This window comes from Streptomyces sp. V4I8 (genome assembly GCF_041261225.1).
Classification (GTDB): Bacteria; Actinomycetota; Actinomycetes; order Streptomycetales; family Streptomycetaceae; genus Streptomyces.
Window position 1 is genome coordinate 7,446,841 of the sequence record NZ_JBGCCN010000001.1, and the last position, 18,789, is coordinate 7,465,629.

The 18,789-nt window shown below is 69.0% G+C and carries 10 protein-coding genes; 5 read left to right on the forward strand and 5 right to left on the reverse strand.

Translation table 11 applies throughout. The features are described 5' to 3' along the window. Positions 1-21: 21 nt before the first annotated feature. The 5 genes from ABIE67_RS33980 to eccCa form a co-directional block, all read right to left on the reverse strand. Entirely contained in the window at positions 22-873 is an 852-nt protein-coding gene (locus ABIE67_RS33980; RefSeq protein WP_370265203.1) for an immunity 49 family protein, read from the reverse strand. Next, positions 854-6,334, reverse strand: coding sequence for a toxin glutamine deamidase domain-containing protein (locus ABIE67_RS33985; RefSeq protein WP_370269209.1), 5,481 nt, complete (start codon positions 6,332-6,334; stop codon positions 854-856). The genes ABIE67_RS33980 and ABIE67_RS33985 overlap by 20 nt, the downstream gene beginning before the upstream one ends. A 563-nt stretch (positions 6,335-6,897) precedes the next feature. Next, entirely contained in the window at positions 6,898-7,224 is a 327-nt protein-coding gene (locus tag ABIE67_RS33990) for a DUF397 domain-containing protein (RefSeq protein WP_370265204.1), read from the reverse strand. 84 nt (positions 7,225-7,308) lie between these two features. Beyond that, positions 7,309-7,695, reverse strand: a complete 387-nt coding sequence (locus tag ABIE67_RS33995) for a hypothetical protein (RefSeq protein ID WP_370265205.1) — start codon at positions 7,693-7,695, stop codon at positions 7,309-7,311. Between the two features lie 170 nt (positions 7,696-7,865). Then, positions 7,866-11,807, reverse strand: a complete 3,942-nt coding sequence (gene eccCa, locus ABIE67_RS34000; protein ID WP_370265206.1) for a type VII secretion protein EccCa — start codon at positions 11,805-11,807, stop codon at positions 7,866-7,868. Between the two features lie 277 nt (positions 11,808-12,084). On the opposite strand from eccCa, the gene eccD reads away from it, so the two are divergent. The 5 genes from eccD (at position 12,085) to dapB (ending at position 18,789) form a co-directional block, all read left to right on the forward strand. Then, positions 12,085-13,542, forward strand: coding sequence for a type VII secretion integral membrane protein EccD (gene eccD, locus ABIE67_RS34005; RefSeq protein WP_370265207.1), 1,458 nt, complete (start codon positions 12,085-12,087; stop codon positions 13,540-13,542). A 199-nt stretch (positions 13,543-13,741) separates the two neighbouring features. Beyond that, a complete protein-coding gene (gene rpsO / locus ABIE67_RS34010; protein WP_015657483.1) occupies positions 13,742-14,029 on the forward strand; it encodes a 30S ribosomal protein S15 in 288 nt (95 codons plus the stop codon). Between the two features lie 337 nt (positions 14,030-14,366). Next, a complete protein-coding gene (locus ABIE67_RS34015) occupies positions 14,367-16,589 on the forward strand; it encodes a polyribonucleotide nucleotidyltransferase (RefSeq protein ID WP_370265208.1) in 2,223 nt (740 codons plus the stop codon). Next, complete coding sequence (locus tag ABIE67_RS34020) at positions 16,586-17,965, forward strand: M16 family metallopeptidase (RefSeq protein WP_370265209.1); 1,380 nt, start codon at positions 16,586-16,588, stop codon at positions 17,963-17,965. The genes ABIE67_RS34015 and ABIE67_RS34020 overlap by 4 nt, the downstream gene beginning before the upstream one ends. 71 nt (positions 17,966-18,036) lie before the next feature. Then, the gene (dapB, locus tag ABIE67_RS34025) at positions 18,037-18,789 is read left to right on the forward strand and encodes a 4-hydroxy-tetrahydrodipicolinate reductase (RefSeq protein ID WP_370265210.1); all 753 of its coding nucleotides are present in this window, start codon (positions 18,037-18,039) and stop codon (positions 18,787-18,789) included.

Genomic DNA, 18,789 nt, shown 5'->3' on the forward strand with positions numbered 1-18,789 from the left:
TTCGGGTCGTGGCCGGTGGGGCTATGTGGGGAATTCGTTGATCCAGGCGCCTTCGAGGAGGTGCTTGGGGAGGTATTCGGATTCGACGGTGATGGTGAAGCCGGCCTGAACAGCGAGGCACGATACGGCCAGCGGGCCCAGGGCCACGAAACCCTCGGCGTTCAGTTCGCGGTCCCCGTCGCTGGTCCAGTAACCCTTGTGCCACTCCACGGCCTTGGCCAGTTCGGCGTTGAACTTGTCCTGGTCGCCGCGCGCCAGTTGAGTCAGGAGGTTCATCGGGGGATACATGATCTGGAGGACGCTGTCACGCGGGGCATGGCGCAGGGCGTCGGGGTCGGTCCCGTCGACCGCCGCAACCAGTTTGTCGCCGAATTCAGGGCGCTTGAGCCAGTATGCCTGTAGTGCTTCGACCCAGTTGTAGATGTACTCGTCGAGGACTCCGTCGGCTTGCCGAAGTTGTGAGACGGGGAACTGGCAGAGTTCGGTCATGCGCTTTTTCTCGCGGCAGACGCAGGCGAGCCAGAAGGCGTTGAGCCAGTTGCCGGCGTGGGCGCGGGGCAGGGCGCCGGCGCGGACGGTGCGCATCTTGTGATCGATGCGGCACTCGATGCTGTCTGTCGTGGCCTGGGCCGATGCGAAGAGGGCGGAGCCGACCTGCATGGCGGTGACGCAGGCTTCCCATGTTTCGAGTTTGTCGGCCTCCGGGTCCACGGCACAATGCAGGCCGAGAATCCTGATCCCGGAGGCCAGCGCGTTCGAGAACCACGACGGTTCTTCCTGCAGGGCTTCCACGTCGCGCCAGAAGCGTTTGCCCCTGGATTGCAGGACCGAAGCGATATTTCGCGTCGGGATTTCATGCCGTGGAATCTGCATCGCTTTGCTTCTCCGCTTCTGTTCTGATGTCGAACTGCTTCATCTCGTAGCCCTCGTGCGCACCGGTCGGAGAGTTCCCCTTGACGAGTATGTACTTGACTCGAGACGGCTTTGCCTTCAGGGCGTCGTCAAGGGCGTCTGCCAGTGCCCGCTCCGCCTGGGCGGCCTCCAGCTCGGCGTCGGTCTTGGCCGTCATCTCGTTCCGGTCCGCGCGATCCTGCATCTGCTGCAGGATCGTCTCAAAGTACGCGCGGGTGCCCTGCCGGACCTTCGGCACGCCAGGGGTCGGCTCATCCTGGCCCGCCTGGTCCTCGTCCTGCGTACCGTCAGCCTGCCCTTGGCTGGGTTCGCCCGGTGAGAGGGACTGGTCCGTGCTCTGCTCCGGCGGGAGACCCCGGCGTTGACCGAGACCGGCCTCCAGGGAGCCCTTGGCTTCCACCACCACGAACTCCGGTGGGTTCTTGCTCGGGTCCACCCAGATCTGGTCGAACCGGTTGTTGCCCATGGCCCGGTCGTCGACGCGGTTGTAGTCCTCGAAGTGCTGGGGCATCACATGGAACTCGGCGACGGCCTCGCCGTAGTCCTCGCTCGCCCGCGTCATCTTTCCGTGGAGAGGGCTGTGCTTCGCGTCGGCTTCCTGGAACTTCTTCAGGTTCTCGGGAGTCTTGTTCGCCTCGTAGGCGTCCTTGGCCGCTTGCCGGTCCAGGTGCGGCTGCCGGTCCGCGGCGATGGCCTTCCGGCGGGCCTCGGCGTACTTGTCGAGCTTTTCCAGGTTCTCCTTGGAGATCTTCTCTTCACGCTTACCCTTGTGCTCGCCCGCGTCGATGTACGACTCGGGATCGGCGTCCGGTGCGTCGTTGGCCAGCATCCAGGGAGTGTCGGGATCGCCGGTGGGATGCAGCTGGGGGACCGGACGGCCGTCCTCGGCTGGTGCTGTCACGCTCCGGCGGTAGCCGCTCTTCGGGTGGTAGTACTTCTCGAACCAGGCCCTGTCCTTCGGATCCTTTGAATTGGCGCGCGCGAGCATGTCCAGATCGCGCTTCCGACGGCTTTCCACGTCGTCGTTCGAAGAATTGCCTGCCGGATCTGCCGGAGCGGAGGGCCGCTCGGGACTCGTCGGCTGGGAGGTCTGCTGCGGGTTCTCGGGGGCGATGTCGCCGTACAGCGGCTTCTTCCCGTTGACGGAGTCCTTGACGTAACCGGCCGCGTCGGCGTTCTTGCCATCCGGCAGGCTCTCGCGCGTGGGGACCGTGGAGTCCTTGTTCATCTCGCTCGGGCGGTCGCGGTGGCCGTCCGTCGGCGGCTGGTCCGAGTTTTCAGGACGTGTTTGGTCCGGGGTCTCCGACGGCTCCTTGTGCGGGGTCTCCGACCGCGGATCATCGGCATGATCGGTGTGGGTCTCGTCCGGCCGCTGTGTGGTGTCAGGGCGTCGGCTGTCGGGGTGCTCGTCGGCCTCCGGCCTCTTCTGCGTGGGGGTGTCCCGGCGCGGGTCCGACGTAGACGGGTCCGCTGTGCGTGGGTCGGACGTACGCGGGTCCGTGGTGCGGGGGTCCGCTGTGCGTGGGTCGGACGTACGCGGGTCCGTGGTGCGGGGGTCCGCTGTGCGTGGGTCGGACGTACGCGGGTCCGCATTCTGCTGGTGCGGGATGGATGTACGCGGGTCCCCGGGCGTGGTGTTCTGCTGAGGTGTGCCCCGGTCGGTCGTGGGGTCGTTCGGGCTGTCGGTCTCAGTCCGGGGAAGAGGCGTGCTCTTGTCCGGTGTGCCATTGTCGGAAGCCGTGTCGGTGGGCGACTGCCGCTGTTCCGACGTCGAGTCGGGGCGTGCCGCCTCGTCGGGGCGTGACTGCTGCTCCGGGGTGGCCGATGTCTCCTGGGACGGCTCTTGCCCCTCGGGCGTGCCCTCCTGCTTGGACGTGCTCGGGTCGGCTGTCGATGGCTGTGTCGGGTCCGCGTTGTTCGATGAGTCCGGGGGCGGCGGGGTTGCCGACTCGGCGGAGTCGGTCGCCGGGTCGGTGTCGTCGCCCTGAGCCGGTGTGTCGTCCGAAGGGTCGCTCTGCGTGTTCTGGCTGTTCTCCGGTGGCCCGTCGTTCTCGGAGTTCTCCGACTGCGAGGCGTCGTCGTCCTGGTTCTGCGACTCGTCACTCTTGCTGTCGGAGTCCTCGGAGTCCTCAGTGTCCTTGTCGTCGGACTTGCTGGTGTCGATGGGATTCCGGTCGGCGTCCAGCGGGATGTGCCAGACATGCTTGGCCTGGTCGATGTGGAGGGGCTTGTCGCTGACCTCTCCGCTCTGGGTGTCGATCCACACGATCTTGCCGTTGTGGTTGACGACGTTGAAGGCGTGGCCGCCTCCGCCGGGCCAGTCGACCTGGACGATGGCCGCCGAGCCGGGTCCGGCCTGCTGAAGGGTGGAGGCGATGGTGTTGGCGGTGTTGGGGTCGCCGCCGGGGCCCGCGTAGGTGTGGGCGGCGCCGGTCCAGCGGATCTGGTTGGCGTTCGCGTTGTCCTCGGGGGTGAACGGGTTGTGCTTGCCGTTCTCGTCCAGGTCGACGGTTCGGGGGGCGGAGACCTGGGGGTTTCCGTACCAGGTCTCCAGGAAGGAGCGGGAACAGTCGGCGCAGTTGTTGCTGCGTCCCGGGACCGTGTTGCCGCCGTCGTTCTGGAGTTGGGCCCAGGGGCCGAACGGGTCGGGGAAGCGTTCCGGGGTGCCGTCTTCGTTGTGCGGGACGGCGTCGGCCAGGGCCTGCTGGTCGGCGGGGTCGGGCTGGGACAGGCCGCCCGGCTGGTGGTCCAGGTCGGAGCGGATGTCGTCGAGGCTGTCCTGCTGGGGGTGGTTCTGGTTGCTGGGGCCGTTGGGATTCGCTTGGGGCGAGCCCGGGTTCTGGGGCGTGGGGTCCGCGTGTGACGGTGTGGAACCCGGGTTGGTGACGACCGTGTGGATCGGGACTGCCGTCACTTGCTGCTGGTGCTGCCGATCCCGGTCATCCCGGTCGGGGCGCGCGTTCTCCGTCTGGTGGGGCTGCGCGGCCGGCTGCTGCGGGGCGTTCGCCTTGGGGTTCGGCGGAGTGCTGGGCGTGTTGCCCGCGGGCTGGTGAGGCCGGGACGGCGGCGTGGTGCCCGTGTCGGCGCTCGGCTGGTTCGGGGTGCTGGGTGAGGGCGATGTGCCGGGCGTGTGGGCGCGGCCGGGCTGGGTCGACGGGCTCTGGGCGTTGTTGCTCGGCGGCGTCGAGGCTCGGTCAGTGCCGTTGCTGGGGGAACTGCCGGGCGCCGTCGTCGGGGTGTTGGTGGACGGGGACGATGTCCTGGAGGGCGACGACTGGGCCGGGTTCTGGTTCGGGGTGGTCTGACCCGGGTTCTGGCTCGCCGGCGAGTGCGTGGTCGGGCTCGGGTTCTGGCCGGGCGTACGGGTGCCGGTCGAGTCCGCGTTGCTACGCGGCGAGGTGCGGTCGCCCGGTGTGGTGCCGGTGTTGTCCCGGTTCGGGGTGCGGTCGCCCGGCGTCGTGCCCGGGTTGTCCCGGGGCGGAGTCCGGTCGCCGGGCGTCCGGTCGCCAGGCGTGGTGCCCGGGGTGTTCCGAGGCGGCGTGCGGTCCCCTGACGTCGTGCCAGGAGTGTTCTGGTTGGGGACGCGACTGTCCGCCGTACCGGGAGTACGGCCGTCGGGGCCGGGTGTTCGGGGATCCGGCGTTTGCGACGGGGTTGTCCGTGGCGTCGTCGAGGGCGTGGCAGGGCCCGGCGTGGAGGCGGGCCCGGACCCTGTGGTGGACGCGCTGGTACCCGGCGTCGAAGCAGGCGTACTCCGAGGCGTCGTAGGAGACGTGGAGCTCGGCGTGGAAGCAGGCCCCGTCCCCGTGGCGGAGGGCGTACCCGGGGTGCCACCGGAAGGATTCCTCGCCGGGCCGGAGCCGGGATTCGGGCTCGTGGCGGAGGAGGGACCGCCACCGGAGGCACCCGGGCTGTGGTGCCCACCCGGTACCGCACCCCCGGTGGAGGGCGCAGTGGGCGACGTCGGCATACCCGAGCCACCGCCGTCCGACCGGCCCCCGGAACTGGAGGGAGACGAGTCCGCCGTCGGCGTCGGCGCCGCGTTGGACTGCGTGGGCGCGCTGGCGGCCAGCCCGTCGATCTGGGTGCCGATGGAGCCGCCCCCCGGCGAGGAAGACGTACCCCCGGACGACGGGGCCCCGGACGTGGGCGCGGACTGCGCACTCGGGGACGACAGGCCGGACACGGGGGAGCCGCCACCGGAGTGCGAAGGACCGGACGTACTCGGAGTACTTGACGAACCGTTGGAGTCGGAGCCGTTGGACGAGGGCCCGCTGGGCGAGGGGTCGTCGAAGTCCGACAGCGACGCGCTTGGAGATTGGCTCGGCCGTGAGTACGGGGAGTCCGAGGAGGACGGATTCCCGGAGTCGGATCCCGGCCCGGAGCCGGAGTCGGGGCCCGCGCCGATGTTGGGGGCCGGGATGTCGTTGCCGCCTGTGTCGGCGGAGATGCCGCTGCCTATGTTCGCGCCGGGGATGTTGCCGTTGCTCGAACGCGTCGAGGAGCTGGAGTCCGAGTCCGACGAACTCGAATCGGAGGACGAGGAGGAGTCGGACGGAGAGGAGTTAGACGAAGAGGAGCTGGGCGAAGAGGAGTCGGAACTCTCCGACCCGCTGCTGGAGTCGCTACCGGTGTCGCCCCCCGGAAAGTCCGACCCTGACGCCCCGTCGTACCCGTCGATCCGGCTGTCGACCGCATGCCGCGCCCGGCTGCCCGCCTTCTGGCCCAGGCTGTCGCGCACGCCCTCGGCGAAGGTCTGCGGGCTCTGCCTGAGGGCGTCAAGGCCTGCCTCGCCGCCGGCCTTGAGGGTGGCGCCGACGTCGTAGCCCTCCTGGGCGCCGAAGCCGACGTTCACGGTCTGGCGGATGAGGTCGGTGACGATCGCCTCGATCGCCGAGATCGCGGGCTCCTTCAGCGTCTCGATGAGCGCCTCGATCATCGCCTGTTTGAGCTCGTCCAGGAGGCGCCGAATGATGAGGCGGGCGGCCTGGGTGGCGCCCATTCCCGCCACCGAGGACAGACCGAAAGTGAAGGGCGCGGCGGCAGCGGCGGCGGCGATCTGGATGGCCAGGGCGATGAGCTGGGCGATCACCGCCCACTTGGCGAACTCGACGAGGTAGGCGCAGGCCTCAAGGACGTTCGCGATGAGGAAGGCGGCCTCGGCGGCGCTGCGGAGGTAGCCGTCGTTGCCGCCGCCACCGTCGAACTTCTCGTAGGTCTTGGTGAACTTGTCAATCGATTCACCGGCGTTGTGCGCGGTGACCTGCCGCGCGGCGCTGTTCGCCGTGGTGTGGAGCTCGTTGACCTTCTCGCCGAACTCCCGCCACACGGTGGCGCAGTCTCTGAGCTTGTCCTCGTTCGCCGTGGGCCACTTGTAGCCCAGCATCTGGAGAACCCACTCGAGCTCGTCCGGCAACATCATCGCCACAGCAGAAAGCACCCCCGTCAGACACCACGGCCGTACACATCCCTCACCAGCCAAGGGAAATCACACAGGAGTACAGCCGTCCGCAAAGTTTACGGAATCACCTGCCGGTGACTTCAGGGGTTCGCTGTCACAAGTCCGTTGCAGGCCGCCCCGGTTGTCCGGCTCCTGGCCGGTGACGCCGGCGAGGACCCGGGTGCGGCGCTTCGACCAGTTGACGATGAACGCACTCAACCGGCCGAAGTGCGTCTTCCGCCCCGTGCACGAGCCAGTTCACACTTTGCTCACCCTGCAGCTGAAAGGGCCGTATCCCGCGCCGAGTTGGGCCGTGGCGCCAAGGGGCGGCGCTGGTTCCTGCGCTCTTGGCGTGGAGTCGGCACGGCGTGGACGCACCCGCTGGGCCACGGCGGCCCTGATGCTGGGGGTTGCCTGCCGGGTCCGGGGGAGCGGGCCTCTGACCCTGCTCCATCGGCTCGACCAACTGCCACGAGGACGGCCGCCGCCCGCTGCTGTGGGCGACGGCCGTAGGACCATCTACGCGGAATGCACGCGGAGTCGCCCTACTCCGCCACCACCCCACCATTGTGCGGAGCCGGCTCCAGATCGAACTCCCCGTCCCGCGCCCCGAGAACGAACGCCCGCCACTCCGCCTCGGTGTACCGCAGCACGGTGCCGGGATCCAGGGACGACCGCATGGCCACCGCGCCCTCCGGCAGGTACGCGATCTCGACTCGCTCCTCGTGCGCCTCGGTACCGGGCGCGCAATGCCACTCGACCCCGGAGATGTCGAGGGCGTAGAGCTCGTCCCGCTCCCGCTCCTTGCGCGCCTTGGTGTCCTCGGCCTGAGTCCCGACCTCGTTGTTCTGTGGCTCGGTAGCCTCGGTCATGCTGCTGGGCCTCTCCCTGACGTGCGAACGAAGTGTGCGTCTCACCCTACTGGCGTGGGTGGGCCGCCACACGGGCGTCGCGGATCAGGTGGTCGACCGGGTGTGAATCTCGCCCCGCGCCACCCCGGGCGGAACCTCCACCTGACCGTCGTACTCGGCCATCGTCTTCTTCCAGATGTCGTTCTGCGCGGCCTCGTTCTGCTCGTGTGCCACGCCCATCTTGGCCAGGGCGGTTCCCATGCCGGCGATCCGTTCCGCCAGGCTGCCCATCGAGTCGTACATGCCGTCGCGCAGGCCCTCGTAGACGACTCCGAACTTCTCGCCGATGTCGTCGTCACCCCACGGCGGGGTGTCGCCCTTCTCGAGAGCGGTCAGGCCGGTCGTCAGCTTGTGCACGGCCTTGGAGAACTCCACACCGGCATTGAACATGTGGAATCCCTCGGTCTTCAGTACCTCAGGATCGGAGTCCATGTAGTCCGACGGCACAACTGCCCCCCGTGGCTCGTCATTTCTGTCGAGGCTCCACTTTAACGGCGGCACCCGGACGAGCCCCAGCCCCCACGGCCAACGAAGAGGGGCGGCACCCTCGCGGGTACCGCCCCTCCTGCTCGACCGACCGTCCGACCGTTCCTCGGAACCAGTCAGAACCGGTTCGGCAGCCACCCCGTCTGGATCAGTTGCCCACCGCGTCGGCGCGTGTGGAAGTACCCACGGCCGGGCGGCAGCTGCGTCGCCGTGATATTGCCGAGCAGCGCGCCCTCCGCCCGGTCGCCGGAGAGCACGAGGCCCTGGGCGCCGAGTTCACGCATCCGCTGCATCACCGGCTCGTACAGCGACCTGCTCGCACCGCCCGAGGAGCGCGCGATGATGATGCGCAGGCCGACGTCACGGGCGAACGGCAGGTACTCCAGGAGCGGGGCCAGCGGGTTCACGCCGGTCGCCACCAGGTCGTAGTCGTCGACGATGACGAACGCGTCCGGGCTGTTGTACCAGCTGCGGTTGCGCAGCTGCTCCGGCGTGACGTCCGGACCCGGCATACGACGGTGCATCGAGCCGGCCAGGCCCTCCAGCGTCTCCGTCAGGGCCGGGGCCGAGGCGCAGTACCGCGACAGGTGCGAGTCGGGCACTCCCTCCAGGTGGGCGCGTCGGTAGTCACCCATGACGATCTTCGCCTGGTCCGGCGTGTAGCGCTCGGTGATCTGCTTGACGAGCAGCCTCAGCATCGCGGACTTACCGGACTCGCTCTCACCGAACACGATGAAGAGCGGGTCCGTCTCGAAGTCGACGAAGACCGGCGAGAGCGACGACTCGTCGATACCGATGGCCACACCGCGGTCCGGGTGCTCGAAGCCCTTGGGCAGCCGGTCCGCCGGCATCATCGTGGGCAGCAGTCGTACGGCCGGAGCGTGCTGGCCCTGCCAGTTGTCGTTGATGCCGCGGATGAGGATCGACGTCGCCTCGGACAGGTCGTCCGTCTCCGAGGAGCCGTCGACGCGCGGCAGCGCCGCCATGAAGTGCAGCTTGTCCTGGGTCAGACCGCGGCCCGGGACGGTGGCCGGGACGTTCTGCGCGACCTTGCGGTCGATCTCGGACTCGGTCGGGTCACCGAGCCTGAGCTCGATGCGGTTCTGCAGCATGTCCTTGAGCGCGGGCCGCACTTCGGTGTAGCGGCTCGCCGTCAGGATCACGTGCACACCGAAGCCGAGGCCACGCGTGGCGATCTCGGTGACGGTGGCCTCGAGCATCTCGTAGTCCGTCTTGAACGTGGCCCAGCCGTCGATGACGAGGAAGACGTCACCCCAGGGCTGGTCCGGCAGCTGACCCGCGTTCCGGCGCTGACGGTAGGTCTGGATCGAGTCGACGTTGTTCGCGCGGAAGTACTCCTCGCGCGCGTTCAGGATGCCCTCGACCTCGCTGACCGTACGGCGCACCTTCTCGGCGTCGAGACGGTTGGCGACCCCGCCGACGTGCGCCAGCTCCTCCATGGAGATCAGACCGCCACCACCGAAGTCCAGGCAGTAGAACTGCACTTCGGACGGCGTGTGGGTGAGCGCGAACGACGAGATGAGCGTGCGCAGCAGCGTCGACTTGCCGGACTGCGGACCACCGACGAACAGACCGTGACCGGCGCCGCCCGCGAAGTCCCGGTACAGCACGTCACGCCGCTGCTCGAACGGCTTGTCCACCAGGCCGACCGGCACGTTGAGCCGGCCGAGCGCCGTGTAGTCGGGTGCGGTGAGGCCGCGCTCCGGGGAGACGGCGAGCTGCGGGAGCAGCTGCTCCAGCGAGGGCGCCTCCTCCAGCGGGGGCAGCCACACCTGGTGGGCGGGCGGTCCTTGGTTGATCATCCGGCCGACGAGCACGTCCAGGACGGTGTCGGCGAGCGCGTCGTCCACCCGGTTGTCGGGCTCCGGCTCCTCGATCACCGGCTGCGGCGGCAGCGCCACGTGCTCCGCCGAGAACAGCGCGGGACGCAGCTGCGTCGAGCGGTGCACCCGGGACGGGCCCTCGCCGTGGTACGGCCCCGACACATAGGCCGCCTTGAAGCGGACCATGGTGTCGGTGTCGTAGCGCAGGTAGCCCGAGCCGGGGATCGACGGCAGGTGGTAGGCGTCCGGGACACCGATCGCCGTACGGGACTCGGCGGCGGAGAAGGTCCGCAGACCGATCCGGTACGACAGGTACGTGTCCAGGCCGCGCAGCTTGCCCTCTTCCAGGCGCTGCGACGCCAGCAGCAGGTGGACACCCAGCGAACGGCCGATACGACCGATCTGGATGAACATGTCGATGAAGTCCGGCTTGGCCGTGAGGAGTTCGGAGAACTCGTCGAGCACGATCACCAGCGAGGCCATCGGCTCCAGCGCGGCGCCCGCCGCCCGGGCCTTCTCGTAGTCGTGCAGGTTGGCGTAGTTGCCGGCCGAGCGCAGCAGCTCCTGACGGCGCTGCGTCTCACCCATGATCGAGTCACGCATACGGTCGACGAGGGTGAGGTCGTCCGCGAGGTTGGTGATGACGGCCGCCGTGTGCGGCATGTCCGCCATACCCGCGAAGGTCGCACCGCCCTTGAAGTCCGCGAGGATGAAGTTCAGCGTCTCCGAGGAGTGCGTCACCGCGAGACCGAGCACCAGCGTACGCAGCACCTCGGACTTACCGGAACCGGTGGCGCCGACGCACAGACCGTGCGGGCCCATGCCCTCCTGCGAGGCCTCCTTGAGGTCCAGCATGACCGGCTCGCCGTTCTCGCCGACACCGATCGGCACCCGCAGCCGCTCGTGCAGCGTACGAGGACGCCAGGTGCGGGAGACGTCGACCGTGCCCGCGTCGCCGATGCCCATCAGGTCCGTGAAGTCCAGGTTGGACAGAAGGGGTTCGCCCTCCTCCGCGGAGCCGACCCGGAAGGGGGCGAGCTGTCGCGCCAGGGACTCGGCCTGCGCCGCGTTCAGCACGTCGGGCTTGCCGGTGTAGGCGGACTCGTGGCCGACGAACAGCCGCATCCGGTCCGGCTTCACATAGGCCGTCAGACCGGCCCGCAGCTCCTCCTCCAGTTCACCGGGTGCGATCTCCAGGAAGGTGACGCCCTGGAGGCCCTCGTTGCCGGCGAGTTCGGAGTCCGGCGGCACGGTGCCGCCGTCGAGCACCACGATCAGGTGCGGCTGGTCGTAGACGGGGTTCGCCTCACGGTTCCAGCGGGGCCTGTCGTCCAGCTGGTCCGCGAGCGCCTCCTCCAGCTCACCGAGGTCGTCGAAGAGGAGCCGGGTCGAACCCGCTCCGTCCTTGGCCTTCGGGTGCTGGCTGTGCGGCAGCCACTTGATCCAGTCCCAGTCCGCCGCCGCGGAGGGGTGCGCCACCACGGCGATCATCAGGTCCTCGGGCGAGTGCAGCGTCGCCAGCTGGGACAGCGTCGCACGGGCGTTGGCGTAGACCGTGTCGGTCTCGCCGCAGATCGTCACGTGGTAGAAGGCACGCAGCGAGATGGAGACCGGCAGGTCGTGCAGACTGCCGTGCGCGTCGAGGAAGGCCTTCATGGCCGCCGCGGTCAGCGGTTCCAGCTCGTCCTTCGGGGCCGTCTCCGGGGCGACGAGAGGGGTGTTCAGCTGCTGGGTACCGCGGCCGATCCGCACGGACGCGAAGTCCGCGTCGTTCGGGCGCCGTTCCCACAGCCGCTTGCCGTCCGCCGCCACCGCCCACAACTGCTCCGGGTCGGGGTGCTGGAAGAGCTGGCTGCGGCGCTGCAGCTCCGCCGTCTTGTGCACGTCCTTGCGGACCTGCTCCAGATAGCGGAAGTAGTCCCGCCGGTCCTGGGCCATCCCCGCCCCGGGACCCTGCCGGGCCTTGGCCAGCTGGGCGACCATCATGGCCACCGTCGAGGCCAGCATGAGACCGCCGACGACCTTCATATAGGACTGGCCGGCTGTGAAGAAGAAGGCGACAGAACCCAGCATGCCCATCATGGGCAGCATGTTCATCAGCATGCTGTCGTCGCCCTCGCGCGGAATCTCGGGCGGCGTCTCGAGTTTGACCTCGCCGTCCGGGACGGCCGGTGGCACTGTCCGCGGTGGTCGTTTGATGATGACGACGCTCACCGATGCACTCATCCTTCGCGATTGATACGTGATACGTCCTTGGCACCGACGCCCCCGTGTACCGCGACGTGTTCTCGTTCGCGTAGGCGTCGTTCGCGTAGGCGTCGATCCTACTGATGCGCCGAGTGCGCCAGGGAGGCAGGAGGATGGAGATGCGGAGCAGGTCCTGAGAGGAATGGGGGAGGGCGGTCCTGCACCCGGTGCCGCAACGGATATGGTGGCGCTCCGCGTCGTACGAGCGGCGCGAGGAAGCCTTGTCTAGCAGGGGGAACACCAGGTGAGCACGGGGACTTCGACAGGTTTCTGCCGAATCACCATCGCAGCGCCGGACAGCCGTGTCGATGTGGCGCTGCCCGAGGACCTGCCGATCCAGGACCTCTTTCCTGAGATCATCAGGCTGTCGGGCCTGGTCCAGTCGGATACCAGTCCATCCGGTTACCACCTCGTGACCCGCGAGGGTCAAGTGCTCGACGCGAGCCGCTCGTTGCTCGAGCACCGCGTCAGGGACGGCGAGGTGCTGCTGCTGCGCACCTTCGCCGACTCGCTGCCGCCGGCCGTGCACGACGACGTCGTGGACGCGATCGCTGCCGCGGTCAAGCAGGACACCCGCAGCTGGAACGACAACCTGATGCGGATCGCCGGCCTCGTCGCGGGTTCGCTGCTGCTGGTCATGCTCGGCTTCGTCTTCTGGTTCGCGGATCCGATACGGCACGACATGCACGGCCTCCAGGGCATCCTGGCCGGCGTGACCGCCCTCGCCCTGACGGCACTGGCCGGCGTACGGGCCCGGGTGTACGACGACCGCGGCTCCGCCGTCGCGCTCGGCATCTCCGCGCTGCCGCACGCGCTCATCGCGGGCTCCGGCGCGCTTCCCCAGGACGCGGGCGAGGGCCCCGGCCGGATCCAGTTCCTCGTCGGCTGTGTCGCCGTACTGCTGTGCTCCGTCGTGCTGATCATGCTGCTGCCGCAGGGCGACGCCCCGTTCGTGGCCGCCGCACTGGCCTCCGCGATCGGCACGCTCGCCGTGTTCTGCGGAGTGCTCACCGAGGCGGAGCCGCGGGAGATCGCCGCCGGCACCTCGGTCGTCGCCCTGGCGGTCGTCGGCTTCCTGCCCGGCTGGTCGTCCCGCTTCGCCAAGCTGCCGATCGGCTTCCGCAACCCGGAGGAACTGGCCCGGGCGCGCCGGGACGGCCAGGAGGGCGACCTCGAGGCCGTCGACGTCCAGCGCATCATCGCCCAGACCAGCCGGGGCCACGAGCTGCTGCTCGGCCTGGTCGGCGGCTGCGCGGCCGTGATCATCGGCGCGGGCGGCGCGGTGCTCGGCTTCAGCGACAACGGCTGGGCCCAGCTGCTGGCCCTGTGCACCGGCCTCGCCGCGATGCTGCGGGCCCGCCTGTTCCGCTACACCGCCCAGGTCACCTGCCTGTTCGTGGCCGGTGTCGTCACGCTCGCCCTGCTGGTCCTCGGCCTCGCGATCTCGCCGCCGGCCGACATCATCATGGAGCTGCTCCAGAACAACTCCGGCCCGGTCAACGTGCGGACCCTGTGGCTCGGCGCCTCGGTCGGAGTCGGCGTACTGCTCCTGATCGCGATCGCACTGATCGTGCCGCAGAAGGGACTCTCCCCCTTCTGGGGCCGCATGCTGGACCTCGCCGACTCGCTGGTCCTGCTCTCCTTGGTCCCGATCTGCCTGGCCGTCCTCGACGTCTACGCCAAGGTCCGCGGCGGTCTCTGACCCGTGCGGCGCCGCCGGGGGCCGTCTGTCAAGGGCGCGCCTGTGTGCTGGTACGCTGTGTGACGGCCGTTTGTGTACGCGCCCCCGGGTTCGCCTGGGGGATGCGCCCAGCGGATCCCCGCCTCCCGAGTAACGGAAGCTCCCCCGAGACACAGACCGGGGGCACTCGGTGGCCATTCAAAGACTACGAGGAGTACGCGTGCCGCTCGACGCCGCTACGAAGAAGCAGATCATCTCCGAGTTCGGCCAGAAGGAGGGCGACACCGGCTCCCCCGAGGTCCAGGTCGCCATGCTCTCGCGCCGGATCTCGGACCTGACCGAGCACCTCAAGACCCACAAGCACGACCACCACTCCCGTCGTGGTCTGCTGATCCTGGTCGGTCAGCGTCGCCGCCTTCTCCAGTACCTGGCGAAGAAGGACATCCAGCGCTTCCGTGCGCTGGTCGACCGCCTCGGCATCCGCCGTGGTGCGGCGGGCGCCAAGTAGGACGCCGTGAGGGGAGCGGTTCCCGAGAGAGATCGGGAGCCGCTCCTTTTGCTGTACGTACGGAACGTCAACCGTGCGTGCGGAAACATGCGGAGTGTCACACACGCTTTGTAGTGTGGTAGCACAACGCAGTACGGACGACACAGCACGACAAGAAGAAGAGGAGAAGCGCGCCTCGCCGCCGCCGGTCCTCGGTAGTGGCCCCCGGGGGGAAGTGAGCCCCGGGTGCTTCGATCGAAGACCGGCCCGCACCGCACGGAGCGCCTCTCCGCGACCGTCCCCCTGCCACACGGGCAGCGACGGGACAAAAGACGACAAAGTAACGGAGAAAACGCTAGTGGAGAACGAGACCCACTACGCCGAGGCCGTCATCGACAACGGCTCCTTCGGCACCCGCACCATCCGCTTCGAGACGGGCCGCCTGGCCAAGCAGGCCGCCGGCTCCGCCGTGGCGTACCTGGACGACGACACCATGGTGCTGTCGGCCACCACCGCCTCCAAGAACCCCAAGGACCAGCTCGACTTCTTCCCCCTGACGGTGGACGTCGAGGAGCGGATGTACGCCGCCGGCAAGATCCCCGGCAGCTTCTTCCGCCGTGAGGGCCGTCCCTCCGAGGACGCCATCCTCACCTGCCGCCTCATCGACCGCCCGCTGCGCCCGTCCTTCAAGAAGGGCCTGCGCAACGAGATCCAGGTCGTCGCCACGATCATGGCGCTCAACCCCGACCACCTGTACGACGTCGTGGCGATCAACGCCGCGTCCGCGTCCACGCAGCTGGCCGGCCTGCCCTTCTCCGGCCCGATCGGCGGCGTCCGCGTCGCGCTGATCAACGGCCAGTGGGTGGCCTTCCCGACGCACTCCGAGCTCGAGGACGCCGTCTTCGACATGGTCGTCGCGGGCCGTGTCCTGGAGGACGGCGACGTCGCGATCATGATGGTCGAGGCCGAGGCCACCGAGAAGACCATCAAGCTGGTCGAGGGCGGCGCCGAGGCGCCGACCGAGGAGGTCGTCGCCGCCGGTCTGGACGCCGCGAAGCCCTTCATCAAGGTGCTCTGCAAGGCGCAGTCGGACCTCGCCGCCAAGGCCGCCAAGCCGACCGGCGAGTTCCCGATCTTCCTGGACTACCAGGACGACGTCCTGGAGGCGCTCACCGCCGCCGTCAAGCCGGAGCTCGCCTCCGCGCTGACCATCGCCGGCAAGCAGGAGCGCGAGTCCGAGCTGGACCGCGTCAAGGCGCTCGCCGCCGAGAAGCTCCTGCCGGAGTTCGAGGGCCGCGAGAAGGAGATCTCCGCCGCGTACCGCTCGCTGACCAAGACCCTGGTCCGTGAGCGCGTCATCAAGGAGAAGAAGCGTATCGACGGCCGCGGTGTCACCGACATCCGCACCCTGGCCGCCGAGGTCGAGGCCATCCCGCGCGTGCACGGCTCCGCCGTGTTCGAGCGTGGCGAGACCCAGATCCTGGGCGTCACCACCCTCAACATGCTCCGCATGGAGCAGCAGCTGGACACCCTCTCCCCGGTGACCCGCAAGCGCTACATGCACAACTACAACTTCCCGCCGTACTCCACCGGCGAGACCGGCCGCGTCGGCTCCCCGAAGCGCCGCGAGATCGGCCACGGCGCCCTCGCCGAGCGCGCCCTCGTGCCGGTCCTGCCGACGCGCGAGGAGTTCCCCTACGCGATCCGCCAGGTCTCCGAGGCGCTGAGCTCCAACGGCTCGACGTCCATGGGCTCGGTCTGCGCCTCCACCATGTCGCTGCTGAACGCCGGTGTGCCGCTGAAGGCCCCCGTCGCCGGTATCGCGATGGGCCTGATCTCCCAGGAGATCGAGGGCGAGACGCACTACGTCACCCTCACCGACATCCTCGGTGCGGAGGACGCCTTCGGTGACATGGACTTCAAGGTCGCCGGCACCAAGGAGTTCGTGACCGCCCTCCAGCTCGACACCAAGCTGGACGGCATCCCGGCCTCCGTCCTGGCCGCCGCCCTGAAGCAGGCCCGTGACGCCCGCCTCCACATCCTCGATGTGATGATGGAAGCGATCGACACGCCGGACGAGATGTCCCCGAACGCCCCGCGGATCATCACCGTCAAGATCCCCGTGGACAAGATCGGTGAGGTCATCGGCCCCAAGGGCAAGATGATCAACCAGATCCAGGAGGACACCGGCGCCGAGATCACGATCGAGGACGACGGCACCATCTACATCGGTGCCTCCGACGGCCCGGCCGCCGAGGCCGCCCGCACCACGATCAACTCGATCGCCAACCCGACCATGCCGGAGGTCGGCGAGCGCTACCTGGGCACGGTCGTGAAGACGACCACCTTCGGTGCGTTCGTCTCGCTGCTCCCGGGCAAGGACGGTCTGCTGCACATCTCGCAGATCCGCAAGCTGGCCGGCGGCAAGCGCGTGGAGAACGTCGAGGACGTGCTCGGCGTGGGCGCCAAGGTCCAGGTCGAGATCGCCGAGATCGACTCCCGCGGCAAGCTCTCCCTCATCCCCGTGATCGAGGGCGAAGAAGGCTCCGAGGACGACCAGAAGGACGACACCGACAAGTGACGTCGAGCAGCTCCACGGCGACGGCCCGCACCTCTTCGGAGGCGCGGGCCGTCGCCCGTACCCAAACCCTGATCAAGGGCGCCAACGGCATCGGTACGGTCCGTAAGACCACCCTCCCCGGCGGCCTGCGCATCGTCACCGAGACCCTGCCCTCGGTCCGCTCCGCGACCTTCGGCATCTGGGCGCACGTCGGCTCCCGCGACGAGACGCCGGCGCTGAACGGTGCCACGCACTACCTGGAGCACCTGCTCTTCAAGGGCACCACCCGCAGGTCCGCCCTGGACATCTCCTCTGCCATCGACGCCGTCGGCGGCGAGATGAACGCGTTCACGGCGAAGGAGTACACGTGCTACTACGCGCGGGTGCTCGACACCGACCTCCCGCTCGCCATAGACGTCGTCTGCGACATGCTGACGGGCTCCCTGATCCTCGAAGAGGACGTCAACGTCGAGCGGGGCGCGATCCTCGAAGAGATCGCCATGACCGAGGACGACCCGGGCGACTGCGTCCACGACCTGTTCGCGCACACGATGTTCGGCGACAACCCCCTCGGCCGCCCGGTCCTCGGCACGGTGGACACGGTCAACGCCCTCACCGCCGACCGCATCCGCCGCTTCTACAAGAAGCACTACGACCCGACCCACCTCGTGGTCGCCGCGGCCGGCAACATCGACCACAACAAGGTCGTACGACAGGTCCGCGCCGCCTTCGAGAAGGCCGGCGCTCTCAGGAACCTGGACGCCACGCCCATCGCCCCGCGCGAGGGACGGCGCACCGTCCGCGCCGCGGGCCGTGTCGAGCTGATCGGCCGCAAGACCGAGCAGGCCCATGTCGTCCTCGGCATGCCCGGCCTGTCCCGCACGGACGACCGCCGCTGGGCCCTCGGCGTCCTCAACACGGCGCTGGGCGGCGGCATGTCGTCCCGTCTCTTCCAGGAGGTCCGCGAGAAGCGCGGCCTGGCCTACAGCGTGTACTCGTACACCTCGGGCTTCGCCGACTGCGGCCTGTTCGGCGTGTACGCGGGCTGCAGGCCATCGCAGGTCCACGACGTGCTGAAGATCTGCCGCGACGAACTGGACCATGTCGCCGAGCACGGCCTGTCCGACGACGAGATCGGCCGCGCCATCGGCCAGCTCCGCGGCTCCACGGTCCTGGGCCTGGAGGACACCGGTGCCCTGATGAACCGCATCGGCAAGAGCGAGCTGTGCTGGGGCGAGCAGATGTCCGTCGACGACATGCTGGCCCGGATCGCCGAGGTGACGCCGGACGACGTCCGCTCGGTCGCCCGCGAGGTCCTGGGACAGCGGCCCTCGCTGTCGGTCATCGGCCCGCTGAAGGACAAACAGGCGTCCCGGCTGAACGACGCGGTCGCCTGACCGGTCCACCCCCGGAACCTCCGATGGCACATCCGACGTGACGGAACATCCGACGTAAGGAAGCAAGAGAGATGAGCAAGCTGCGCGTGGCGGTCCTCGGCGCCAAGGGCCGTATCGGCTCCGAGGCGGTACGGGCTGTCGAGGCCGCCGAGGACATGGAGCTGGTCGCCGCCCTGAGCCGGGGCGACAAGCTGGAGACCCTGGCGGAGACCGGCGCCCAGGTGGCCGTCGAACTGACCACGCCGGACTCGGTGATGGCCAACCTCGACTACTGCGTGAACCACGGCATCCACGCGGTCGTCGGCACGACGGGCTGGACCGACGAGCGCCTCGCGCAGCTGAACGGCTGGCTGTCCGCCTCCCCGGAGACGGGCGTGCTCATCGCGCCGAACTTCTCCATCGGCGCCGTCCTGACGATGAAGTTCGCGCAGATCGCCGCGCCGTACTTCGAGTCGGTCGAGGTCGTCGAACTGCACCACCCGAAGAAGGTCGACGCCCCGAGCGGTACGGCCACCCGCACGGCCCAGCTCATCGCCGAGGCGCGGCGGGCGGCGGGCACGGCCCCGGCTCCGGACGCCACCGAGACGGCTCTGGACGGTGCGCGGGGCGCGAACGTCGACGGCATCCCGGTCCACGCGGTCCGCCTGCGCGGCCTGCTGGCCCACCAGGAGGTCCTGCTCGGCGGCGAGGGCGAGACCCTGACCGTCCGCCACGACTCCCTCCACCACAGCAGCTTCATGCCGGGCATCCTGCTCGGCGCCCGCCGCGTGGTGACCACTCCGGGCCTGACCTTCGGCCTGGAACACTTCCTGGACCTGGGCTGA

Coding starts and splice junctions, on each gene's coding strand:
- ABIE67_RS33980 (WP_370265203.1), bottom strand. CDS start 873: ATGCAGATTCCACGGCATGAAATCCCGACGCGAAATATCGCTTCGGTC.
- ABIE67_RS33985 (WP_370269209.1), bottom strand. CDS start 6,334: ATGATGTTGCCGGACGAGCTCGAGTGGGTTCTCCAGATGCTGGGCTAC.
- ABIE67_RS33990 (WP_370265204.1), bottom strand. CDS start 7,224: ATGACCGAGGCTACCGAGCCACAGAACAACGAGGTCGGGACTCAGGCC.
- ABIE67_RS33995 (WP_370265205.1), bottom strand. CDS start 7,695: ATGGACTCCGATCCTGAGGTACTGAAGACCGAGGGATTCCACATGTTC.
- dapB (WP_370265210.1), top strand. CDS start 18,037: ATGAGCAAGCTGCGCGTGGCGGTCCTCGGCGCCAAGGGCCGTATCGGC.